The 25,467-nt window shown below is 42.6% G+C and carries 21 protein-coding genes; 1 reads left to right on the top strand and 20 read right to left on the bottom strand.

The genetic code is table 11. The annotated features are described in order from the left end of the window. Positions 1–55 precede the first annotated feature (55 nt). The 20 genes from H5181_RS18635 to rpsB all read right to left on the bottom strand — a co-directional run bounded on the left by H5181_RS18635 (position 56) and on the right by rpsB (position 24,314). Complete coding sequence (locus tag H5181_RS18635) at positions 56–595, bottom strand: hypothetical protein (protein WP_220491833.1); 540 nt, start codon at positions 593–595, stop codon at positions 56–58. Between the two features lie 135 nt (positions 596–730). Further along, positions 731–2,080 (bottom strand): DUF4041 domain-containing protein, encoded by a 1,350-nt coding sequence (locus tag H5181_RS18630; protein ID WP_182751734.1) that lies wholly within the window; start codon positions 2,078–2,080, stop codon positions 731–733. A 554-nt stretch (positions 2,081–2,634) separates the two neighbouring features. Next, entirely contained in the window at positions 2,635–4,224 is a 1,590-nt protein-coding gene (locus tag H5181_RS18625; RefSeq protein WP_182751733.1) for a M28 family metallopeptidase, read from the bottom strand. Between the two features lie 301 nt (positions 4,225–4,525). After that, positions 4,526–5,992, bottom strand: coding sequence for a tRNA lysidine(34) synthetase TilS (gene tilS, locus H5181_RS18620; RefSeq protein ID WP_182751732.1), 1,467 nt, complete (start codon positions 5,990–5,992; stop codon positions 4,526–4,528). 9 nt (positions 5,993–6,001) lie between these two features. Then, positions 6,002–9,478: a DNA polymerase III subunit alpha gene (gene dnaE, locus H5181_RS18615; protein WP_182751731.1), complete on the bottom strand. Its 3,477-nt coding sequence runs from the start codon at positions 9,476–9,478 to the stop codon at positions 6,002–6,004. 110 nt (positions 9,479–9,588) lie between these two features. Further along, a complete protein-coding gene (gene rnhB, locus H5181_RS18610; protein WP_123883963.1) occupies positions 9,589–10,227 on the bottom strand; it encodes a ribonuclease HII in 639 nt (212 codons plus the stop codon). A gap of 20 nt (positions 10,228–10,247) precedes the next feature. Then, positions 10,248–11,396, bottom strand: coding sequence for a lipid-A-disaccharide synthase (gene lpxB, locus H5181_RS18605; RefSeq protein ID WP_182751730.1), 1,149 nt, complete (start codon positions 11,394–11,396; stop codon positions 10,248–10,250). Between the two features lie 9 nt (positions 11,397–11,405). After that, entirely contained in the window at positions 11,406–12,176 is a 771-nt protein-coding gene (lpxA, locus tag H5181_RS18600) for an acyl-ACP--UDP-N-acetylglucosamine O-acyltransferase (protein ID WP_011636756.1), read from the bottom strand. Beyond that, positions 12,173–12,634 carry a 3-hydroxyacyl-ACP dehydratase FabZ gene (gene fabZ, locus H5181_RS18595; RefSeq protein WP_011636755.1) on the bottom strand — a complete coding sequence of 154 codons (462 nt, stop codon included), beginning with the start codon at positions 12,632–12,634 and terminating at the stop codon, positions 12,173–12,175. Before fabZ ends, lpxA begins: the two co-directional genes overlap by 4 nt. A 31-nt stretch (positions 12,635–12,665) precedes the next feature. Beyond that, a complete protein-coding gene (gene lpxD, locus H5181_RS18590; protein ID WP_011636754.1) occupies positions 12,666–13,688 on the bottom strand; it encodes a UDP-3-O-(3-hydroxymyristoyl)glucosamine N-acyltransferase in 1,023 nt (340 codons plus the stop codon). Between the two features lie 5 nt (positions 13,689–13,693). After that, positions 13,694–14,191, bottom strand: coding sequence for an OmpH family outer membrane protein (locus H5181_RS18585; protein ID WP_011636753.1), 498 nt, complete (start codon positions 14,189–14,191; stop codon positions 13,694–13,696). 65 nt (positions 14,192–14,256) lie between these two features. Beyond that, the gene (bamA, locus tag H5181_RS18580; RefSeq protein WP_011636752.1) at positions 14,257–16,740 is read right to left on the bottom strand and encodes an outer membrane protein assembly factor BamA; all 2,484 of its coding nucleotides are present in this window, start codon (positions 16,738–16,740) and stop codon (positions 14,257–14,259) included. Positions 16,741–16,771: 31 nt separating this feature from the next. Continuing rightward, positions 16,772–18,142 carry a sigma E protease regulator RseP gene (rseP, locus tag H5181_RS18575; RefSeq protein WP_011636751.1) on the bottom strand — a complete coding sequence of 457 codons (1,371 nt, stop codon included), beginning with the start codon at positions 18,140–18,142 and terminating at the stop codon, positions 16,772–16,774. A 12-nt stretch (positions 18,143–18,154) separates the two neighbouring features. Continuing rightward, entirely contained in the window at positions 18,155–19,345 is a 1,191-nt protein-coding gene (ispC, locus tag H5181_RS18570) for a 1-deoxy-D-xylulose-5-phosphate reductoisomerase (protein WP_123777361.1), read from the bottom strand. Between the two features lie 5 nt (positions 19,346–19,350). Continuing rightward, positions 19,351–20,208 carry a phosphatidate cytidylyltransferase gene (locus tag H5181_RS18565; RefSeq protein WP_011636749.1) on the bottom strand — a complete coding sequence of 286 codons (858 nt, stop codon included), beginning with the start codon at positions 20,206–20,208 and terminating at the stop codon, positions 19,351–19,353. A 19-nt stretch (positions 20,209–20,227) separates the two neighbouring features. Next, positions 20,228–21,052 carry a polyprenyl diphosphate synthase gene (gene uppS / locus H5181_RS18560; protein ID WP_011636748.1) on the bottom strand — a complete coding sequence of 275 codons (825 nt, stop codon included), beginning with the start codon at positions 21,050–21,052 and terminating at the stop codon, positions 20,228–20,230. A gap of 81 nt (positions 21,053–21,133) precedes the next feature. Continuing rightward, complete coding sequence (gene frr / locus H5181_RS18555) at positions 21,134–21,676, bottom strand: ribosome recycling factor (protein WP_220491834.1); 543 nt, start codon at positions 21,674–21,676, stop codon at positions 21,134–21,136. A gap of 134 nt (positions 21,677–21,810) precedes the next feature. After that, on the bottom strand, positions 21,811–22,548 hold the full coding sequence (gene pyrH / locus H5181_RS18550) for a UMP kinase (protein WP_011636746.1): 738 nt from the start codon (positions 22,546–22,548) through the stop codon (positions 21,811–21,813). A 68-nt stretch (positions 22,549–22,616) separates the two neighbouring features. Next, positions 22,617–23,468, bottom strand: a complete 852-nt coding sequence (gene tsf / locus H5181_RS18545; RefSeq protein WP_011636745.1) for a translation elongation factor Ts — start codon at positions 23,466–23,468, stop codon at positions 22,617–22,619. Between the two features lie 117 nt (positions 23,469–23,585). Continuing rightward, positions 23,586–24,314 (bottom strand): 30S ribosomal protein S2, encoded by a 729-nt coding sequence (gene rpsB / locus H5181_RS18540; RefSeq protein ID WP_011636744.1) that lies wholly within the window; start codon positions 24,312–24,314, stop codon positions 23,586–23,588. A gap of 350 nt (positions 24,315–24,664) precedes the next feature. On the opposite strand from rpsB, the gene map reads away from it, so the two are divergent. Next, a complete protein-coding gene (gene map / locus H5181_RS18535; protein WP_011636743.1) occupies positions 24,665–25,462 on the top strand; it encodes a type I methionyl aminopeptidase in 798 nt (265 codons plus the stop codon). Positions 25,463–25,467 lie beyond the last annotated feature (5 nt).

The following is a 25,467-nucleotide window of genomic DNA, read 5'->3' as shown; positions in this document are numbered from 1 at the left end:
AGAGCCTACAAGGATAAGAATTTGAAGCTGTTGAAATGGCATTGGATGTCAGCAATTAAGATGCTTCAAAATTTAGTAAGGGACCCACAAGCATCCTATTAAATTCGTGGGGATCCCTCAGACTCAGATATGTTTTAACTGTGGTACCAGAAACATTAATCTCATTGAATGTATCTGTAGTACGCTGAATTAAACGATTTATGTTATTCCATGCTACCAGCGCTGATGCTGCCTTAAATTCATTGTCTAAACAACGAAGTCGTAGCTTAACTTCTCTATTAAACAATTTAGTGGCTTCTGATTTCTTACCGTTAACTCTAACATCTGAACCTATGCTACAAATACAAGCAGTCTTTTTACCTACCATCTCTTTTAGTCTAGCTTTGGACTGGTGTAATTTACTTTCTATATCTTTCAGCTCCCTACTATTAACCAATTTTGAATATACCGTAGAGTCTGATGTACCGATACTTATATGGTACTTAGAAAACAATTCTTCACGTTTACGGAGAAGTGTTAAATTATCTTGATAACTTGATTGAAGAGAGCTGTACTTATTGTTTAAATCATTTAATTTTTGTTCTTCAATCGTCACTGGTTGATACATTATTTGAATCTGAGCAGATTTTTCTTTTAGAGACAGAAACTTAGATCGAGATGACAAAAGTAAATAAATTGAATAAGATAATAAACATGCTAATAACATAATTATGTACATATGCTATTCCCCCTATATGGAAGCTGGTAACTGATATGATGAAGTCTGAGCTTGTGAGGCATCATGTTTAAGAGCTTTTCGCATGAGTAAGCTTTCTCGATATTCTTTTGCTTCTGCATCAAAATACCAATCACATTCAATACCTAATTCTTCCATGGCTTCCGTAACTTGTTGTAACGATACTCTGAAGAACTCTTTACGATAATTGTCGGCATTCACACGTCTATCATTAAACTTTTGATGCAACTTCCTTTCAATCTCAGGAGCATCACCAACGAATGTGAGTGTATGAACATCAAATTTAAAGGGAACACTTGCATCACCCAACTCATTAACTCTATCCATAGGTTCTAAGCGCCTTGTCATGCCTATCTTCACAACTCCTTCACCAAAGCTACCAATATTAGAAATGACATAGATGTAACCAACTCTTGTTAACTGAGCTTGTGATGTTGCTCTTTCAAACTTACGCTCTAACTGATTAATTTCACTCTTAATATGGGAAATTTTTAATTCTATTTCTGCGGCATTAGCACCGTGTAATTGACTGGCAAGCTTCTGAGCTTTTATCAAATCAGATTTACGATAATAAAGTTCATCCCCTATTTCCTCTGCTTGATCACCTGATTGATTACCTTGCGCTCTAATTAAAGCCTGTTGCTCTTTCTTTTGCTGTTTAAGGTTTTCTTTGTGTTGGAGCTCACGATGCCAAACTGAAAGCTCATTTACTTTAAGCTTTAAATAATCACTTGAAATAGCCACTCTTGCTGTTTCACCAAGTTTTGATAATTGCTCTTCAAGCTTATATAGTTTTTTCAGTGCTATATCATAACTTGAATGACGCATTTGCTTTCGAATGAAATCAAACTCAGCATTAAATGCTTTTAACAAAAGGTTTCGATAAGAACTAACCATCTTAGCACCTTCACTTTTACTGCCAAACCACTCCCAGTTAGAATATGCAGTTGTCGCTCTACTATTCCTGATTGATTCGAATTGTAATTCTAAACAATCTTCAATATGCTTTTTCAGTGATTCACTATCATCAAAATTGAATGTAGGAGGAAACAATCCAACATCGATAAATTTTAATTGTCCATTAATATGAGCTAGTTTTTTATTTAACTCATTATATACAGGCATCCCTGTAGATAGCTTATGTTCGATGTTTTGATATGATTTCTGTAAATCAAGTATAAGTTGATCAATCGGTTTACTTTTCAGCGCTTTTTCTTTACGTTCAATTTCAATAGTTAGTTCTTTACGTTTACGTGATGTTGAGTAAACCATAAAAAATGTCACACACGATAGAACAGCTAAAACTAATAAAGTAATTTGATAGAGTTCGACATCCTTGAACATAAGCTTCTCCATTTTATTTTGTTACACGAAGATACTTCATATATTTATGTAACGCATTCTAATATTTAAAAATTAAGTCATATTGCAAAGAAATAGTGTTAACCACGATATTTCATTAAACAAAACTTTCTCTATATTTTTGTATCATTGGCAATACTCTTCAACTAGTTTCGCGGCAGAAACGAGTTATATGCCTTGCTTGTAATGGGTCTCAACTATGAACTTGAGGACGTTGAAGAAAATAGCGTGAGCCTGACAGGACGTCAGGCTAGCTTTCGCGGTACAGGATGTACCATCGGAAGCGTTAGCATTTTCATTCTTTACCATAAAAAGGTGGCCGAGGCCGATTCCAAATAAAGCCCAAAGCTGGATCAATCCCCATGGCGACCTTTTCGCTGTTTGAAAATGTTGCGGGGCGGCTGGGAGTTCCAAGAGGGAACAGCCGTTGGTTTCCTCTTGGTCTGGTGTGGGTGAGCGCCACGACGTTAGTGGCCGTAGGCCATATCTAATAAAAAGGAGGCTTTCGCCTCCTCTCTTTATCCAACTAGCTAACACTACTTACCGTCTTGTGCTCGACGCTTTTTAAAGTCTGAATCTTCTATCCATTTTGGCCAGTCGTTGTTGTTGGCTAGCTTTTCAATGATGTCGCTGATTAAAGCTAGATCTTGCTCTACCCCGCATAAATTCCAGCTGGCATCGTAATCGTCTGCGCCTTGATGGTACTTATGGGCAATGTAGTCTGGATCAGTGTCGCCTAAGCTCATGAACATTAACCCGGGGACGCCTTGTTGGGCTAAAGCAAAATGGTCTGAACGGAACATTAAGCCATTTTGTGGACGAGGATCAGCCTTTACAGTACGGCCTTGTGCTTTGGCGGCATCGTCTAAATAGGTTTCAAGTTCTGATACGCCTTGGCCATAACGCAGGATGTAATTAACACCTTTGCCCACATTCATGCCATCTATATTTAAAAACGATACCAGTTGTTTAGTCGGTACCGGAGGATTGGCAGCAAAGTATTGCGCGCCAATAAGGCCGGTTTCTTCGGCGGTAAATGCAGTAAACAGAATAGAGCGTTTAGGGGCTTTGTTTTGCGCTTTAAAATGACGAGCAAGTTGTAACACACCTGCCACGCCAGAGGCATTGTCGACAGCGCCGTTTAAAATAACCGTTTTACCGTCTTGCACGGTTTTACCTAAATGATCCCAATGGGCATGCATGACTAACCATTCGTCGGCTTGGCTGGTACCTGGTATCAGCCCTGCTACGTTATAGGATGTGGCTAATTCAATGGTATTTTTTACTGCTAAATTGGCTTTGAGTTTAAGTGGTATAGACTTAAAACCCGCTTTTGCTGCGGTGAGTTTGACTTTATCAAAGTCTAAGCCTGCTGCTTGAAACACTTTTTGCGCGGTTTGGTGTTGGATCCAACCCATGACGCCAATGTGTGATTGATTATTTTGATCATCAACTAAGGTGTATTTAGTATTAGTGTTGCTGTTTTCAACGACGTTCCAACCGTAGGCTGCGGGTGCGGTTTCATGGACAATAAACACCGCTTTGGCGCCCTGCCTTGCTGCTTCTTCATACTTATAAGTCCAACGGCCATAATAGGTCATGGCATTGCCTTTAAAGATGGCAGGATCTTGAGTCGCAAAGCCTGGGTCATTGACCAGCATAATCACGGTTTTGCCTTTAACGTCAATGTTGGCGTAATCATTCCATTGATATTCCGGCGCATTAATACCATAGCCAACAAACACTACATCGCTGTTATCTACACTCACTTGAGGCTGAACTTGTTCAGTACGGGCGGTGAAGTCTGTGCCGTTGTTAAACACTAAGTCGCCCATACTCAGCTGCATTGTTTGATCAGCAGTAATTTTAGCCATTGGCACAGCTTGACGATAACTGTCACCAAAACCTGGAGCGAGTCCCATTGCTTTGTAGGCGTTTTCTAAATACTCAACCGTCAGTTTTTCACCATGAGATAACGGCCCACGGCCTTCAAATTCATCACTTGCTAAGGTTTGCACATCTTGACGATAGGTTTTTTGATCAAATTGAAATGGGGTAGCGTTTACGCTTGGCAGAAGCAACACACCAAACACGGCTAATAAACGAAAGGTATTCACAGACAACATCCTCTGTTGAGTATTAAGAAAATTTATTGTAACAGATGCTAGGGACGAGAGCGGACTTCGTCCTGCTAGAACGCTTCGCGGCAATAAAGGCCGAATTCAATAATATAGTCTGAAGCCATCAGCAGTACTACCGCTTTTATCGCATCTAGTCGCGAAGCGGCCTAGCACCTAGCGATTTATCCGTTGTTATCGCTTGTTATCGTCTTAGCAGACTGTTACCGCTTTGCCTGTTTCTATCGCTTGTTATCGTCTTGACCGACGGTTACCGCTTGTTACTGTCTTGACCTGCCGTAATCACTTTTCATCGTGCGTCAAAAAGCGGTATACGAATCCCTTGATCACCGGTTTGGGCAAGGTAGCGTTTGTCGACCCATAAACCAACGGCGGCCACTAAGGTGTCATCATAAAAAACTAACGGGATTTGTGGTCTTCGCCATGGCGGGATATTGCACTCTTGCCACAATTTCTTTAATTCGCGCGCTTTTTGCCGTTGTGATGTAGCAAATTGTGGCTGGCATTTAATTGAACCTGCCGCGCCAAAACGTATGCTCGCAACAGTATTATTCGGTAAAGCAAGAAGCGGCGTATTGTCTGTGGCGATTTGCAGACCGATCTGGCATTGCTTGTGCCCAACTCGGCACACTGTTTGTTGCAGCTCGCCTTTAAGCAGTTGCTCAAATTGTTGTTGCACTGCACTTGCATCAATAGCGTCGAGCTCTTTATGGCTAACAGCATAAGCGATACCAGCAAAGCGTTTAACCTGATAATCGCCCCACTGAATCGATATATTAGCGTCGTCTTTAGCCGCTAACAGTTGTGACAGGATCTGCTGTAATTGTGCTTGCGAAGGTAAACTAACGCCACAATGAATTAAATAACCGCGAAACAGTAATGCTTGCCAAGCGGCACTCAATTGACCAAACCCGGTGAGTTTAAACCCGGTTGATTCGGTCATTAATGCATTTGTATCACTTGGCACTATTAACCACTCGGGTAAGCGATGACTCACTTCGTCGTCAATAACCTGTTGCTGCTCGGCACATAATGCGGCGCTACGCCCTGCGGTGGTCGTAATACTTGGCCAACGCTGTTTTAATCTTGGAATGATATCCAAGCGTAAAAAATTTCTATCAAAGCTGTCGTCTTGATTACTTTCATCTTCAATATGGGATAGTTGTTTTTGCGCCGCAAATTGCTCGATTTGATCGCGGCTGATATCCAATAACGGTCTAACTAGCCAAGCTTGGTTGTAAGCTTGTATCGCCCCCATTGCCGCCAACCCTTTTGGGCCTTGACCACGTTTTAACGCGAGTAATAAGGTTTCAAGTTGATCATCTTGATGATGGGCGGTCAGTAAAATGTCACCGGGATTAAGATAACGGTCAAATGCTTGGTAACGAGCATCGCGGGCTTGCGCCTCTAGACTCTGCCGAGGGCCCTTTTCAACCTTAACTCGCTCAATCTGTACTGGCAGCTGATAATGATTAGCCCGAGTGATACAGTGCTGTACCCAAATGTCAGCATTGGCACTTAGCCCATGATGAACATGAATAAGCAGGCAAGCAATATGCGGATGTTTGTGTGCCAAGGCACTTAATCCACACGCGAGCACCTCTGAGTCAACGCCGCCACTGTAAGCCAGTACTAACTTAGACGATGATTCACCTTTAACCACACTCATTTGATAAAGGGGTAATATCGCTTGTTCGAGCAAACTTAGCAGTTGTGGTGCACTTATTTGCTCTGTTAACGAAGACTTTTCAATCATGATGCGCGCCTAATTAAACACGATTTTGACGTTAGTTGAACCAAGCATGCTTTCGAGGGCTAACATTAACTCATCACTAGGGTTAACTCGCCACTCTTCACCTAACACGATTTTGCCGCTGGCTTGTTGTTTGGTGTAGTTAATCACCACAGGCACGGCGCCCTTACGCCACGGTGTTAATGTTTGCTCAAAGGTTTGTAACCAGTCAGGCGTGACATCATCGCCATGAACATTGATTTCAACCGCTTTGGCAAAGTGACTGCGCGCTTCGCCAATTTCAATGATATTACGGGCGTTCATGCGATTGCCGCCAGAGAAATCATCAAAACTGACATCGCCTTCACAAATAAGAATGCGATCTTTTTCGAGCATGTGACCAAACTTCTCAAACGGCTCGGTAAATAGCATTACTTCTAAACGGGCACTTTTATCATCTAATGTGACTAAGCCCATTTTAGAGCCACGCTTAGTGATCATCACCCGTGTTGCCACCACTAGCCCTGCCGCTTTAACGGTTTTACCGCGCTCGGTTGGGTGAATGTCTTTTAAGCGGCCATTAGTGTATTGCTTAAGTTCTTTTAAATACTGATTAATAGGGTGACCAGTAAGATAAAGTCCTAATGTTTCGCGCTCACCTTCCAACCAAATTTTGTCTGGCCACGGGGTACAATGAACAAAGTTTTGCTTACTGTCTTCAGGTTCACTATTGAGTAAACCAAACATGTCATTTTGGCCTGTCGCTTCTGCTTTAGCATGTTGCGCCGCTGCACTAATCGCTTGAGGCAAGGTCGCCATCATTGATGCTCGATGCGGACCTAATGTGTCTAAGGCGCCTGCAAGGATAAGCTTTTCAATCACTCGCTTGTTGAGCTTTTTCAAATCAATTCGAGCACAAAAATCGAACAGGTCGGTAAACGGTCCATTTTTACGGGCTTCTAAAATAGAATCTACCGGGCCTTCACCCACGCCTTTAATCGCGCCGATACCATAAACAATATTAAGGTCGTCATCGACCGTAAACTTGAATAAGCCTTTGTTTACGTCGGGCGGAATTAGCGGCAAGCCCATGCGTTCACATTCGTCAACCAAGGTGACGATTTTGTCGGTGTTGTCCATGTCGGCAGACATTACCGCGGCCATAAACTGCGATGGGAAATGAGTTTTTAGCCACAAGGTTTGATACGACACCAGTGCATAAGCGGCAGAATGCGATTTGTTAAAACCGTAACCGGCGAACTTTTCCACCAAATCGAAGATTTTCATCGACAAGTCGCCATCGACGCCGTTATTAATCGCCCCTTCTTTAAACGTGCCGCGCTGCTTGGCCATTTCTTCAGGTTTTTTCTTACCCATTGCACGACGGAGCATATCCGCGCCGCCTAGGGTGTAACCCGACAATACCTGAGCAATCTGCATCACCTGCTCTTGGTACAAAATAATGCCGTAGGTCGGTGACAATAACTCTCTTAGTGACTCATGCTGATATTCAGCATCTGGATATGACACTTCTTCACGGCCGTGCTTACGTTCAATAAAGTTGTCAACCATGCCTGACTGCAAAGGACCTGGGCGGAAAAGTGCCACGAGCGCAATCATGTCTTCAAAACAGTCGGGTTGCAGACGTTTAATCAGGTCTTTCATACCGCGAGATTCCAGCTGGAATACCGCGGTTGTTTCGTAGCGTTGCAGTAATCTAAAACAAGCAGGATCGGCAAGCGGAATGGCTTCGATACTAACGGGGTCTTTACCTTCTTTAATCAGGCGCGGATTAATCATCTGCAATGCCCAATCAATAATGGTTAAGGTACGTAAGCCCAAGAAATCGAACTTAACCAGACCAGCAGTTTCAACGTCATTTTTGTCAAATTGTGTAACTGGGTTTAAGCCTTCGGCATCGCAATATAACGGTGCAAAGTCGGTAATTCGAGTCGGGGCGATAACCACACCACCGGCATGCTTACCCGCGTTACGTGTTACCCCTTCTAAGCGGCGACACATATCGATAAGCTCTTTAACGTCTTCATCACCGTCATAGGCTTCAGGCAGCGCGGGTTCAACTTCAAAGGCTTTCGCCAATGTCATCCCTGGTTCTGCGGGGATTAATTTAGTTAGACGTTCAACAAAGCCGTAAGGATGACCTAATACGCGGCCAACATCGCGCACAACGGCTTTGGCTGCCATGGTACCAAAGGTAATAATCTGTGATACCGCTTCTCGACCGTATAATTCTGCTACGTGGTCAATGACTTCATCGCGTCGGTCCATACAAAAGTCGACGTCGAAATCGGGCATGGATACACGTTCAGGGTTCAAGAAACGTTCGAACAGTAAATCGTATTCTAGTGGATCTAAGTCGGTAATTTTAAGCGCGTATGCGACTAACGATCCCGCACCAGAACCACGGCCGGGACCAACTGGAATGCCGTTGTCTTTGCCCCACTGAATAAACTCCATCACGATAAGGAAGTAACCAGGGAAACCCATCTGGTTAATTACCTTTAATTCAATCTCGAGACGTTCGTCATATTCGCCCCGTTTTTCAACACGAACTTGTGGATCTGGAAATAAAAATTCGAGACGTTCTTCTAAGCCTTTAACGGACACGTTAACCAAGAAATCTTCAATGGATAAGTCGCCGGTAGGGAAATTAGGCAAAAAGTATTCATTTAGGCGAATGGTGACATTACAGCGTTTCGCAATTTCAACGCTGTTTTGAATTGCCGACGGAATATCGGCAAATAATGCAATCATTTCATCTTCGGTGCGCAGATATTGTTGATCGCTATAGGTTTTAGGGCGACGAGGATCAACTAAAGTAAAACCATCATGAATAGCGACCCGGATTTCATGGGCTTCAAAATCATCTTGTTTTAAAAACACCACCTGGTTGGTGGCAACAACAGGTAAACCTTTTATTGATGCTAACTCAACCGCCATGTGCAAATAGCGCTCTTCATGTGCTCGGCCAGTACGAATAAGTTCAAGGTAATAGCGATCTTCAAAGTGTTGTTGATAAAAGGCAATTAACGACTCGACTTGGTTTTGATTGCCTTTTAATAATGCTTTGCCGACATCACCATCTTTGGCACCCGAGATAATGATCAAACCGCTGTTGTATTTGACTAACCAATCTTGGTCGATCACCACACGGTTATCAACATGACCGCGAAGATAGGCTTCACTGATCAGTTGGGTCAGATTTTGGTAACCTTCATTGTTCATCGCGATAATGGTTAAGGCACAGAATTCTTTTTCAAATCCAGGGGTTTGCACCCAAAAATCGGCACCAATGATCGGCTTAATTCCCGCACCATTACAAGCACCATAAAACTTAACCAAACCACAAAAGTTGTTTTGATCAGTTAACGCTATTGCTGCCATCCCCTGATTTTCAGCAGCAGCAATAATAGGTTTAACTTTAGCAACGCCATCTGACATTGAATAATCACTGTGGACGCGCAAGTGAACAAAACGAGGATCGGACATAGAATATTTTTTCTTCGAAAAAGATGAATGAAACAACACGAAAATGCGGGATTTAGACTACCAAACTAAGCGACGTTATCCAACGATAAACTCGTTTAATCTGGTCATGATCAAAATGTATTTTGGAGTAAAATGCGATCCGCAACAGGTTTAAAACTTTTACGATGTTCAGGCAACACACCATACAAGGCTAGCGCTTCAAAGTGTGCTTTGGTTGGATAACCTTTATGTTTAGCAAAGCCATACTGTGGATATTGACTGTCTAACGTATCCATCTCGGCATCACGAGTCACTTTGGCAATAATGGATGCTGCACTAATCGCTGCCACTAAGCCGTCGCCTTTAATTATCGCATGACTAGCAATACCAAAATCCGGTACCCGATTGCCATCAACCAGTACTCGTTCAGGCAAAATGGATAACCCCGCTACTGCGCGCTGCATGGCCAGCATGGTGGCATGCAAAATATTCAGCTCATCGATTTCAGCAGGGCTGGCACGGCCAACACTGACACTTAACGCGTTATCCATAATCTGTTGATACAAAGCATTACGACGTTTCTCGCTAAGCTTCTTAGAGTCATTGAGGCCAACAATCGGTTTATTCGGATCTAATATCACCGCGGCTGTGACCACATCACCAATCAGTGGACCACGCCCGACTTCGTCAACACCAGCAACAAGACCTTGTGAAATAATGGCTACTTGTTCAGGGGTAATATCTTTTATCACAACCGATAATGTCGACATATTAGCTTATCCTAGTCAGGTTACGGCGTTTGTAATAATGCTACTACAGCATCTGCCGCTCGCTCGCTGGCATTACACTTTAGTAATTGATGTAATTCTTCAAAGTGGGTATTTAGCGGTGCAAAATCTTGATTAAGCTGCTTGATTATCGCATCGGCAATTAACTGTGGTTGGCAATTAGCTTGCATCAGTTCTGGCACAATGGTGTCGTTTGCGAGCAAATTAGGCAACGAATAGTTTTTGATTTTCATCATTTTAATGGCGATGGCATACGTAATTGGGCTGACCCGATACGACACAACCATAGGACGTTTAACCAGCATGGCCTCTAAAGTCGCTGTGCCAGATGCCAATAAAATACAATCAGCAGCAGCCATGACTTCGCGAGATTGGCCTTCAACAATAGTGACTTCTAAATCGGGAGCAAACTCCTCAAGTGCGGCAAGAAACTGTTGTCGACGAGCATCATTAACCACTGGGGTGACAAATTTGATGTCTGGAAAGGTTTGCTTAACTAATTGAGCCGCTTTGACAAACGGCTCAGCTAATTGCTTTAGCTCACCGCCTCTGGAACCAGGCAATACCGCCAAGTATTCAGCATTAGGATCTAATCCTAATAACTGCCGCGCAGCTAGCTTATCACTGTGCATCGGAATATCGTCCGCAAGTGTATGCCCAACAAAAGTACAAGGCACTTGATGTTGGTCGTAAAACGCTTTCTCAAACGGCAATAACGACAACACCATATTAGTGGCTTTAGCAATTTTAAATATACGTTTTGGACGCCAAGCCCATACTGACGGGCTGACGTAATGGACTGTTTTAATCCCTTTGGCTTTTAATTTAAGCTCTACACCAATATTAAAATCGGGCGCATCAATACCAATAAAACAGTCTGGCGCTAATTCAGTAATTTGTTTCACTAGGCTTGAACGAATATGCAGCAGTCGAGGTAAATGTGATAACACTTCGACTAAGCCCATGATCGACAGTTCTTCCATTGGAAATAAACTTTCAAACCCTAGAGCTTGCATTCGAGGGCCACCAATGCCGATGAAGCGCGCATCAGGATAGCGTTTTTTGAGTGAATTAACTAAACCGGCACCTAAAATATCGCCGGAGATTTCTCCGGCGACAATGGCGAATACTTTTGAAGGAGAGTTGGTCATTGTTTCCGTCTATCGAATAATGCCACGAGCAGAGTGGTTGATAAATTCCATAAATGCTTTCACATTGATGTCTTTTTCAGCGGCCTCAATTAATTCAGCGTTAGCTTCTTCAATGGTTAAACTCTTACGGAAAACCGCTTTATACGCACTCAAAATTGCTCGCTGGTTTTCTTTGGTAAAACCACGGCGTTTTAAGCCTTCTAAGTTTAATCCACGTGGTACTGCAGGAGAACCAGCAGCCATTACAAATGGGGGAACATCTTGCAAAATAAGTGAAGCACCCGCGGTAAAGGCATGCGCGCCAATGTGTACAAACTGATGCACACCAGTCATGCCGCCCAAAATAACCCAATCACCAACATGTACATGACCGGCAATGGAAGCATTGTTAGCCATAATAACGTTATTACCGACAAAACAGTCATGGGCAATATGAACATACGCCATAAACAGACAGTTAGAACCTATGCGAGTTTCACCTTTATCTTGGGTCGTACCACGGTGAATGGTAACCGACTCACGAATGATGTTATTGTCGCCGATAATTAAGCGAGTTTGTTCGCCTGCGTACTTTTTATCTTGACACTCTTCACCAACTGAAGAGAATTGAAAAATACGATTACCTTTACCGATAACCGTTGGACCTTTAACCACAACATGAGAACTTATCCATGTGTCATCGCCGATTTCAACGTTTTCACCTATGTAGGTCCAAGGACCAATAGTGACGTTATTACCAATTTTGGCTGTTGGGTGAACAAACGCTAATTTATCTATCACTTCTTAATCTCTCTACGTGCACACATGATTTCAGCAGAACAAACCAGTTCACCATCAACCAAGGCTTCACCAACAAACACACCAATACCGCGACGCTCTTTAATCATTTTAACGTGAAAATGTATTTGGTCGCCTGGCTCAACAACACGTTTAAAACGCGCTTTATCGATACCAGCAAAATAGTACAGCACCTCTGGAGACGGCTCTGTACTCATGGTTTTAAAGGCAAGTAAACCCGTTGCTTGTGCCATGGCTTCTAAAATGAGCACGCCAGGCATAACAGGCTGTATAGGAAAATGTCCTTGGAAAAAAGGCTCATTAATGGTGACATTTTTAATCGCATGTAAGTGCTCACCTACGGTAAAGTCCAATACACGATCGATCAACAAAAATGGATATCTATGAGGTAGATATTTAAGTATCTCTTTAATATCCATGGTGTTTAATTGGTTTGACACACTACATTCCTTAAATAAGGCAGAATTACAATTATTCTGAGCCCTTAGCACTTTTCTCGAGGGTTTTAACTCGGCTAAATAATTCATCTAATTGACGGAAACGAACAGTGTTTCTACGCCATAATTTGTTTTCCATTGCGATGGTTGCGGACGAATACACACCTTTTTCACGGATAACACTGGTCACGTTCGTTCCGCCTGATATGTGTACACCATCAGCGACACTAAGGTGTCCAGCAACAGCACTACCACCACCGATAATACAATATTTACCAATGGTAGAACTGCCAGCAATAATAGAGCCGCCAGCCATTGCGGTATTTTGGCCGATAACGACATTATGAGCAATTTGAACTTGGTTGTCGATAATCACACCATCGTGGATCTCGGTATGCGACAACGCACCACGGTCAATAGAAGTACATGCGCCAATTTCAACATGATTACCAATCCGAACGCCGCCTGTTTGTGGAATTTTAACCCAGTTACCGCGTTCATTGGCATAACCAAAACCATCAGAGCCAATTACCGTCCCTGAATGGACGATGCAATCATGACCAATATGTACATTATGATAAACACTTACATTAGCCCAAAGACGCGTGTTTGAACCAATAATACTGGATTCACCCACCACACAACCTGGACCTATTTGAACATTTTCACCCAAAATAACATTCGCACCTATCACCGCATTTGCACCAATAGCGGCACCGTCACCTAAAATGGCTGATGTATCTATTTGAGCTGAAGGATGAATACCAGGCGTTTCTTTTGGGGTGGTATCTAGTAATTGCGCTACTCGAGCAAATCCTACGTAAGGATCGCTAACAATAAGGGCATTACCATGATAACAACTTGCTTCTTTTTCGCTCAGCAATACCGCACTAGCTTGAGTTGCCTCAAGCTGAGCACGGTACTTACTATTGGCTAAAAAAGAGAGTTGGCCTTGGGTTGCATCTTCAAGGGTAGCGACACTGGTTATTTCCAGTGTTGCGTCACCTTTAATCGTTGCACCCAATAGTTGGCTAAGCTCTTTTAAAGTCACTTTCATACTTATTATTTGCCTTTGCTTAAGGCTTCTACCACTTTGCTGCTGATGTCAGCTTCTGGTTTAACAAAAATAACTGCGCCACGTTGTAGCACCATGTCGTATTTTTCTTTACCAGCAATGGTATTAATCGCTTTTTGAACTTGAACTAATAGTTTGTTTTGCTCTTCACCTTGACGACGACGCATGTCTTCATCTAGTGCTTTGCCTTTCAACTGGAATTCAGACTTTAATGATTCCATTTTACGTACTAATTCAGTCTTTTGTGAATCGCTCATTAAGGCGCCGTCACGTTGTTGCTTTTCAACCAAAGAACGCATTTCTTCCTGCATTTTTTGGACTTCAGCAACACGATCACCAAACTCAGCTTTTAATGATTTAGAAATTTGCTCGCGCTGTGGCAACTGCTCGAACACTTCACCCATATCAACCACTGCGAGTTTTTCCGCTTGGGCTAGCATAGGGGTAGCAAACAATGCCAATGTAATTAATGCGCGATTTACCATCTTTTTCAAAGTAGACTCCTTGTTAAACTTGTTGTTATCAGCAAAACCTGCCGAGTGTATTAGTTTTAGAACGTTTTGCCAATATTGAACGAGAAAATCTCTGTCTCGTCATCTTCATATTCTTTCAGTGGCCAAGCTAAGCTGAATACCATAGGTCCCATTGGCGATAGCCACTGCACGCTCATACCCCATGAGGCACGTAAGCGCTCTGGATCGCTATAGTCTTCTAACTTAGAGAACTGATCCGCGGGTAAAGTACGATATGAGTCATAATCAAACTCAGTATCCCATACGTTACCTGCATCAACGAAGAAACTTGTTCGCACTGAGTTAGTGTAAGCTTCATCGAGGAATGGTGTCGGAACAATCATTTCAAAGCTTGCTGTTGCAATGGCGTTACCACCAATTGAACGGCCTGAACTCACCTGAATGGTATTTGGGTCACCTGGTAAACTACAACCATCACCTGAAACATCAGGCGCACATTGCTCACTACCACGGTATAAATAGAACGAACGAGGGCCTACTGAATTAGACTTAAAGCCACGTAACGAACTGCTACCACCAGAATAATAGTTTTCCCAGAACGGTAAGATTTGATCGTTGTCGTTAAACTGACCATAACCGTTTGAATAACCTAAACGGGCGCGAGCCAATAATACAAACCCATGCTGAGGTGTCAGTGGGAAGTAGAAGTTGGTGTCAAAATCCGTTTTAAAGTACTGTAAGTCAGAACCTGGCACGGTCATTTTACCGCTTAAACGTTGCGACGAACCATCTGTCGGAAACGTACCACGGTTAAGTGTGCTGCGGTACCAACCGGCATTCAATTCAAAGTTATCAAAACTTAAGTCTGAATTAGGATCATCCGTTTCACGATACACATTGTAGAAACGCAATGCTTGTTCATAAGCAGAGATTTCTGAAATAGTATTATGACGATAACCAATACCACCGTTCAAACGGTTATATTCGTTAATCGGGAATCCTGAGTTTAATGCAACACCATAAGATTTATTCTTATAGCGCTCAAGGTTAGCCTCATTAGCATCAAACTCATTCCAGTAAACGCTACCACCTAAACTGACACCGTCTTTAGTGAAGTATGGGTCGGTATAAGACAAGTTGGCACTTTTTGAGTATTTGTTAGTGTTGACACTAAAACCAGCTTGGTTACCAGTACCAAGGAAGTTATTTTGTTCAACGCCAAACTGTAAGCTCACACCAGATTCAGTACCATAACCGACACCTGCGTTGAACGAACCTGACGGTTGCTCTTTCACAGTTACTGCGACATCAACTAAATCGTCACTGCCTGGTACTTGAATGGTTTCAGCATCAACCGTTTCGAAATAACCTAAACGGTTAAGGCGTAGCTTAGACTGTTCAATTTGAGCAGAATTCAACCATGCACCTTCCATTTGGCGTAATTCGCGGCGCATAACTTCATCTTTAGTAACTGTGTTACCGGTGAAGTTAATTGAGCGAACATATACGCGCTTACCCGGTTTAACATTGATGTTGAGTACCACTTCTTTGGTTTCATCATCAATTTCAGGATAGGTTTTTACTTCAGGATAAGCATAACCAAAGCGGCCAAGGTATTTGCTGTACATTTCTTCGGTGAATGTCACATCCGCACCGTTGTACATATTGCCCGCTTTAATTGGCAAAATAGATCTCATTAACTCTTCTCGGCCCATTAGGTCACCAATTAAGTTAACTTCTTTCACCTTGTACTTTTCACCTTCATTCACGTTAATAGTGATGTACAAACCTTTACGGTCTGGTGTCATCGCCACTTGTGTTGAAGTCACTTCAAAGCGAATATAGCCTTGATTGTGGTAATAGGTTTTAATGGTTTCTAAGTCAGCTTGTAGCTTTTGCTTTTGGTAGCGACGCTCACCAAACAAATCCCACCATGCCACATAGTCTTTGAGCTCAAGCATACTGATGAGCTCAGAATCTGAGAACACAGTATTACCAACCACGTTAATTTGACGGATTTCAGCCGCTAAACCTTCGGTAAACTTAAATTTAAGCTCAACACGGTTACGAGGTAAGTTGATGATTTGCGCTTCAACTTTGGCACCGTATTTACCCACACCGTAATAGAAATCTTGCAGGCCTTTTTCAATGCCAGACAACATGGTTCTATCAAGTGATTCGCCAGCTTTAACACCAGAACCGTCAAGACTTTCTTGTAACTGCTCGTCTTTGATATCTTTATTACCGTCAAACGAGATAATACTGATAGTTGGACGTTCTTTAACCGTTACATAGAGTATACCGTCTTCATGACTGACACTGATGTTTTCAAAATTGGTTGAACCGTAAAGGCTCTTAATCGCTTGCTGTAATTTAACTTCATCTACTGTATCACCTACTTTCACAGGTAAACTCAATAGTGCTGCACCGAGAGCAACTCGTTGCAAACCTTCTACTTGGATGTCGGTCACTTCAAAAGGTTGGAAAGACTCTGCCCAACCATTCCCTGAAAAAGACGCGCCGACGAATAACATCGAGGCAAAAATTTTATTAAATCTCATAGAGCACTTCTAATTATTAGTCTGTCCTTGCTCAGAGTCGGGCAAAATCGTTGAATAAGGCTACGCCCATCAACATTAGCAGCAAAGCTGCGCCAAACCTGAATCCTATTTCCTGTACCTTTTCGGGTACAGGCTTACCAGTAATCACTTCTACAAAGTAATACAGCAAGTGTCCCCCATCGAGCACTGGCAGAGGCATTAAATTAATAATGCCTAAGTTAACGCTGATGAGCGCGATAAACCCTAGAAAGTACACTAAGCCGTAACTTGCACTGGCGCCTGCGCCTTGTGCAATCGAAATAGGCCCACTAAGGTTTTTCACCGACACATCGCCGGTAAATAATTTTCCAATCATCTTGAAGCTGACGACAACGAGTTGCCATGTTTTGTCAGTTGCAGCGATAACAGAATCTACTATGCCATACTCAAGCTCAAAGCGCATATTATCAGGCCATTGGGCTTGGGTTGGGCTAATTCCAACAATTCCGATAGTTTTACCATCAGAATTTTGTTGTGCTTTTGGCACAACATCAACATTGATAAGTTCACCTTGACGCATCAATGTCATATTAATATTTTTATTGGCAGAGCTTTGTACCACATCAACAAACGCATTCCAATCGCTGTATTGAGTGCCATTGATGTTGACGAGTTTATCGCCAATCTTAATGCCCGCTTGCTCCGCCGCACTGTCTTTACTCACTGCCGCTATCGTTGGATCAATCCCTGGACGAAATATCCCCAAACCGAGTGCAGTTATCGGCGACTCTTTTTCTGGATCAAATATCCAATTTCGCGTATCGAGTTTTACGGTGCGAACTGGCATATCCATGCCAGACAACTCTGGTAATGGTGCTAGGGATAACTCAATACTGTCATCACCAATATGACCTACTAAGGCTAAATTAACTTCTTCCCAAGTACGTACCGGTTGTCCTGATACCGCTATAATTTGTTGTGGTTCAACCAACTGAATAACACTAGCAGGGCTATTTAGTTTAGTACTGTCAATGACCGGCTTAATCGACGGAGTACCAATAAGATACATGACATATAACGCTGCTATAGCAAAAATAAAGTTGGCAATAGGGCCTGCAGATACAATCGCAATACGTTGCCAAACCGTTTTACGATTAAAGGCTTGGTCGACTAGCTCGGCTGGGACGTCTTCAACGCGTTCATCAAGCATTTTGACATAACCACCCAAGGGGATCATAGCGACAACATATTCAGTGCCATCTTTACCCACTTTACGCCAAATCGCTTTGCCAAAACCGATAGAGAAACGCTCGACTTTAACGCCACAACGACGGGCAACCCAAAAGTGGCCATACTCGTGGGCTGTAATCAAAATACCCAATGCGACGATAAATGAACCCAAGCTCCAAAAAAAATCTATCATTATTTCCCTGAATTAATTTAGTGTGCTGATAACGGACAATGCCGTGGCACGTGCTTGCTCATCAAGCTGTAATATATCTTCAATACTGTCTAAACGTGTTTGTTGCACCGAGTCTAAACAACGATAATTAACGTTAGCAATATCAGTAAAACGAATTCGGCCTTTTAAAAATGAATCGACAGCAATTTCATTAGCAGCATTCAATACTGTGGTCGCTTCTTGCCCTTGCTCACACGCTTGCATCGCTAAGCGTAAACATGGAAAACGATCAAAGTCAGGTTCACAAAAGCTTAACTGTCCGACTTTGAAAAAATCCAAAGGTTCAACGCCAGCGCCAATTCTTTGCGGATAACTCATACAATGAGCAATAGGAGTGCGCATATCGGGGTTGCCCATTTGCGCAATAACAGAACCATCACGGTATTGCACCATTGAATGGATCACGCTTTGAGGATGTATCACCACTTTGAGCTGTTCAGCTTGCGTATTAAACAGCCAACGCGCTTCGATAAACTCTAAGCCTTTATTCATCATCGTGGCTGAATCGACGGAGATTTTAGGCCCCATGGACCAATTAGGGTGATTACAAGCTTGAGCAGGTGTCATCGCACTTAAGGTGGCTAAATCAGTGTTTAAAAACGGTCCACCAGAACCTGTTAATAAAATATGTGATATGCCATTGGCACTTAAGTCACAATAACCGAGTTGCGCTTGAACATTGGTTGGTAAACATTGAAATATGGCATTGTGCTCGCTGTCGACAGGTAGCACTGTCGCACCTGATGCTCTAGCCGTGTGCATAAATAACTCACCCGACATAACCAGTGCTTCTTTGTTGGCTAGCAACACCCGCTTACCTGCTTTAACAGCGTCAAATGTCGGTACTAAACCCGCAGCGCCAACAATAGCCGCCATAACGGTATCGGTACGACTGTCGGTCACTAACGCATTTAACGCCTCAGCACCTGTAGTCACTTGAGTAACGCAGTGATTAGGCAATAATGATTTAAGCTCCATAGCGGCGTTCTCATCCACCATATGAGCATACTCAGGCTGATGGGTAATACACAAGGCCAGCATTTTTTGAACACTGGCATTGGCCACTAATCCATAGACATGAAAATCGGCAGGGTTATTTACCATCACACTTAAGGTGCTAGCGCCTATTGAGCCAGTAGCCCCTAAAATCACCATATTTTGCATTGGCATCACATCCACATGGCAATGTAGATAAAGGTAAATACTGGCAATGCTGCAGTCAGACTGTCGATACGGTCTAAAATACCACCATGACCAGGTAAAATGGTGCCAGAATCTTTAATGTTTGCAGCGCGTTTGAACATGCTTTCAGACAAGTCACCAAAAGCAGAAGCCAGAGCCGTAACGAGTGTCACCACAATAAGTAAGCCTAGCTCTTGTTCTGGCGCAACATACATAATGCCCGCAACCACAACCATAGTGGTAATTAAACCACCGGCTAAGCCCTCAAGCGTTTTGGCAGGACTCACACTCGGCATCAATTTATGTTTACCTAACTTACGCCCAGCAAAATAAGCACCGGTGTCAGTCGCCCAAACCACTAACATAACGATAAACACTAATGCACCACCATAATAGGGATGAACGTTACTGCTTAACGATTTGAGTGCGATTAAAGAGGCAAAACACGGGATGAGAGTTAACTGGCCAAACATGGATTTCAGCATAGGGCTGTCTTTCCATATTTTGGCACTTTTAGGAAAACTGAACACCAATGCGCTGCTGACTATCCACCAAAATACACCGATAGTGATGATGGCTAGATAAATAGGATGTAATTGCCCTTTAAACCACAACACATCTATGGGTACTGATAAATTAAGCGCTATCATTAACAGACCCAGGGTAGCAGTAAAAGACCACTGGGTGACATTACAGCTTGGGTCAATGAAACTGCCCCACTCTTTTGCTGCAATTAAAAACACTGGCACTAACACCCAAGCAAACAAGTTTGCTGGAAGTAAAAATATTGCCCCGAGTACAATTGGGATTAACCACAATGCTGTTATTATTCGTTGTTTTAGCAAAAACTAATCCTCTTAATATTTATATTGCGCGTATCTCTTCAATTTGACTACCCGTCAAACCAAAACGGCGCTGCCGACTGGCAAAAATGGCAATAGCATCACGAAATGCTAGCTCATCAAAGTCAGGCCATAGGGTGTCAGTAAACACCAACTCGGCATAAGCGGCCTGCCATAAAACAAAATTACTAATGCGGTAGTCACCGCCTGTACGGATCATTAAATCAACTTCGCTCTGGTTTTGCATGCACAAATGTTCATTTAATGCTTCTTCGGTCATCTGACTGCTGGTGATTTCGCCACTTTCAACTTTTTCGGCTAATTTTTGTGCAGCTTGTAAGATATCCCAACGTCCGCCATAGTTCGCTGCCACATTTAATATCAGACCAGTATTGCTTGCTGTTTTCTCTTGAGCACCGGCAATCTGTTTCTGTAAACGATTAGAAAACCTGCTGGTATCACCAATAATGTTGAGCTTAACTTGGTTTTTGTCGAGCAATTTCAATTCACGTTGTAACACCGTAAAAAACAATTCCATCAACAAACTGACTTCTTTATCGGGTCGGCGCCAATTTTCACTTGAAAATGCAAACAAGGTTAGTGATTCAATACCAAGTTGACTTGCAGTACTTACCGCACGGCGCACAGCTTTAACACCGGCTTTATGACCGAAAACCCGAGCTTTACCCTGCAGTTGTGCCCAACGGCCATTACCATCCATAATAATCGCAACATGTTTGGGCAGAGATTGTTTTACTACATCAGATAATTGTCCCGGCAACAATTGCGAAGTCATTTGCTCCGAATCGGCTTTAGGGTCTGATTCAAACTCAACTGTAGACGACATCTACGACAATCCTTTATAAAAACAAACGCCGTGTAGTATACCCTTACACGGCGTGTTAACTCTAGCGTCTAAGTTGAGAGATTATACTTCCATCAACTCTTTTTCTTTCGCTGCTAGAATTTGATCGATGTTTTTGATTGATGAATCAGTGTGCTTTTGCACTTCATCTTCACTACGACGAACATCATCTTCAGTACATGCTTTTGCTTTTTCAAGCTTTTTCACTTCACTGATTGCGTCACGACGAACGTTACGAATGGCAATACGACCATTTTCCGCTTCGTTACGTACCACTTTAATGAAGTCTTTACGGCGTTCTTCAGTTAACGAAGGTAACGGGATACGTAAAGTCGCACCAGCAGACATAGGGTTTAAACCTAAGTCAGAGCTCATGATTGCTTTTTCTACCGCTTGAACCATCGATCTATCAAACACGTTTACTGTTAACGTACGAGAATCTTCTACACCCACGTTTGCCACTTGCTTAAGTGGTGACATAGAGCCATAGCAAGACACTTGAATTGAATCTAATAAACTTGGGTGTGCACGACCGGTGCGAACTTTCGCCATTTGGTTTTTAGTCGCATCAACGCATTTACTCATGCGCTCTTGCGCATCTAACATAATAGTATCAATCACAATAATTTCCTTTTTGTCACAAATTCATGTGTGTTTGAGCATTAGCCTAAGAATGACACATGCAATAAAACCGCTCAAACAGTTAAATTATATAATATAAATATTTTCTGTGTCGGTGATTAAGCAGGTTGTTTACTGCTAATAATCGTACCTTCTTTCTCACCCATAATAACGCGGCGAAGTGCACCTGGCTTGTTCATATTGAATACAAGAATCGGCATATTATGATCACGTGCCATAGTAAATGCAGCAAGATCCATTACTTTTAATTCTGATTCAAGGACTTCGGCAAAACTAAGCGTGTCATATTTAACCGCTTCAGGGTTTTTCATTGGGTCTGCTGAGTATACACCATCTACTTTGGTGCCTTTTAGTACCACTTCAGCTTCAATCTCAATACCGCGTAAACATGCTGCAGAATCGGTTGTACAAAAAGGATTGCCCGTACCCGCAGCAAAAATAACCACACGACCAGACTTTAATAGGCTAATTGCTTCTGTCCAAGTGTAATCATCGCACACACCTTTAAGTGGGATAGCAGACATAAGACGGGCATTAACATATGCACGGTGCAAGGCATCACGCATGGCTAAGCCATTCATTACGGTTGCTAACATACCCATGTGATCGCCCACCACGCGGTTCATACCAGCTTTTGCTAAGCCTTCACCACGAAATAGATTACCACCACCAATAACCACGCCAACTTGAATACCAAGTTCAACAAGCTCTTTCACTTCTTGTGCCATACGATCAAGTACTTTAGGGTCAATGCCGAAGCCTTCTTCACCCATTAATGCTTCACCGCTTAATTTAAGCAGAATACGTCTAAACGCTGGTTTTGGATTGGTGCTCATAATTTTCATCCTGATCATAACAAAACCGCAGCGGTTGCTGCGGTCTTAGGGTATTTAGATTAAAGCGATTACGCTTTTTTAGTAGCGGCGATTTGCGCAGCTACTTCAGCAGCGAAATCTTCTGCTTTCTTCTCGATACCTTCACCAACTTCTAAACGAATAAAGCTGGTTACTGTAGCGCCTTTCGACTTAAGAACTTCGCCAACAGTTTTCTTTGGTTCCATGATGAAAGCTTGACCAGTAAGAGAGATCTCACCAGTGAACTTCTTCATACGACCAACAACCATCTTCTCAGCGATTTCAGCAGGCTTGCCTTCATTCATCGCGATTTCGATTTGAAGCGCTTGCTCTCTTTCTACAAGTTCAGCAGGCACATCTTCAGGGTTTACGAAATCTGGCTTAGAAGCAGCTACGTGCATTGCGATATGCTTTAGTGTTTCTTCATCAGCTTCACCCGCAACAACAACACCAATACGATCACCGTGACGGTAAGACGCAAGGTTTGCACCATCGATATACTCAACGCGACGAACGTTGATGTTTTCACCGATTTTAGTTACAAGCGCAACACGAGTTTCTTCAAACTGTGCTTTTAAGTCTTCGATAGACACTTTAGATGCAGCAGCAACATCAAGCACTGCGTTAGCAAATGCTAGGAAGTTTGAGTCTTTTGCAACGAAGTCAGTTTGACAGTTAACTTCTAAAAGTGCAGCGAAACCTTCGCCATTCTTGATTAGAATTGTACCGTCAGCAGCGATGTTACCTGCTTTTTTAGCAGCCTTCGCAGCGCCGCTTTTACGCATGTTATCAATCGCTAGTTCGATGTCACCGTCAGTTTCAGTCAGTGCATTCTTACAGTCCATCATGCCAGCGCCAGTGCGGTCACGAAGTTCTTTAACTTGGGCAGCAGTAATTGCCATTGTTAAATCCTCTAATTTAATTCGTCTAATATTGCATTTATAAAACAGGGGCCAAAAGGCCCCTGTTCACCAATTATCTTATTGGCAAATAAGGGGGATGATAATCATCACGCCTTATTAAACAGCTTCTACGAAACCGTCTTGCTCAGCTTGAACAGCTAAATCTTGACCACGGCCAGCGTTAGCAGCTGCAGCAACAGAAGAAGTGTACAAACGGATAGCACGCATTGCGTCGTCGTTACCAGGAACGATGTAGTTAACACCGTCTGGTGCAGAGTTGGTATCAACAACTGCAACAACTGGAATACCTAGGTTGTTTGCTTCTTTAATAGCGATATGCTCATGGTCAGCACCGATAACGAATAATACGTCAGGTAAACCGCCCATGTTCTTGATTCCGCCTAAAGACTTTTCTAACTTGTCTAATTCGCGTGAACGCATTAACGCTTCTTTCTTAGTTAACTTGTCGAAAGTACCGTCTACAGACTGGCTTTCTAGCTCTTTAAGACGCTTGATTGACTGACGAACAGTTTTCCAGTTAGTTAACATGCCGCCTAACCAACGATGATCAACATAATACTGATCACAAGAAAGTGCAGATGCTTTGATAGCTTCGCCAGCAGCGCGCTTAGTACCTACGAATAATACTTTACCTTTCTTAGAAGCAATGTTGCTAATGAAAGCTAGAGCTTCGTTGAACATTGGTACTGTATGCTCAAGGTTGATGATGTGTACACCATTACGAGCGCCGAAGATGAAAGGCTTCATCTTAGGGTTCCAGTAACGAGTTTGGTGACCGAAGTGAACACCAGCTTGTAGCATGTCGCGCATTGAAACAGTAGTCATTGTATTTACCTTAATGTAAGGGGTTAGACCTCCACGCATCCCATGTTTCGACTTTCTAACTTCTGTTAAGAATGAGAAAGCACCCCGAAAAATGTGTCGATACGTGTGTGATTTAGTATTTAAGTTAATTGCCATGTATAATGACCGCCATATTTTACGATTTGCCGAACACAATGTATACCTTGCTAAAAAAGCAGCGATTGACATTGTATTAACTCGAACCGTACAACAACGATCTTACACATAACGGCGCGCTTTATACCATAAACGGCATGTAAATACAAATTTTTGCCGTAAAATCCTTGGATAAAACAAGCCTATTTTGACCGCCAAAAAGATAGAGAGTTTTCATGAGTATTGTGATCAAAAATGCAGACGAGATAGAAAAAATGCGTGCAGCGGGTAAATTAGCGGCGCAAGTATTAGAAATGGTAGCTCCACATGTTAAGGCTGGAGTGACCACAAATGAGTTAGACGAAATTTGTGCTAAATACACCGAAGAGCAAGGTGCTATTTCTGCACCGCTTAATTATCACGGATTTCCGAAGTCTATTTGTACCTCGGTAAATGAAGTCGTATGCCACGGTATTCCTTCTGAGTACGTGTTGAAAGATGGCGATATGATTAACCTAGATATTACTGTCATCAAAGACGGTTATCATGGTGATACTTCGAAAATGTTTTTAATCGGTGAAGTATCAGCAAAAGACAAACGTTTGAGCCGCATTGCCCAAGAAAGCTTGTATTTAGCCATTCGTAAAGTGCGTCCTGGTTTAAAATTAGGCGAAATTGGTACAACCATCGAAAAATTCATCAAAACAAGTAAAACAGGGCTTGATAAGTACTCCATCGTACAAGATTATTGTGGTCATGGTATTGGCACAGGTTTCCACGAAGAACCGCAAGTTGTTCATTATAAAAATAATGACAAGACCGTGTTAAGACCCGGTATGTGCTTTACGATTGAACCAATGATCAATGCAGGTCGACATACTACTGTGTTGGATAAAAGTGATAATTGGACTGTCACAACTTCTGATAGTAAAAACTCTGCACAATGGGAACATACACTTTTAGTGACCCAAACAGGTGTAGAAGTGCTAACGTTGCGTGAAGAAGAAGACTTTCCACGTATCATTAATCACTAAAGACT

The sequence above is a fragment of the Shewanella sp. SG44-2 genome (assembly GCF_014164215.1).
GTDB lineage: Bacteria > Pseudomonadota > Gammaproteobacteria > Enterobacterales > Shewanellaceae > Shewanella > Shewanella frigidimarina.
The sequence above is the reverse complement of the archived record's forward strand: the minus strand, read 5'-3'. Positions and strand labels throughout refer to the sequence as shown.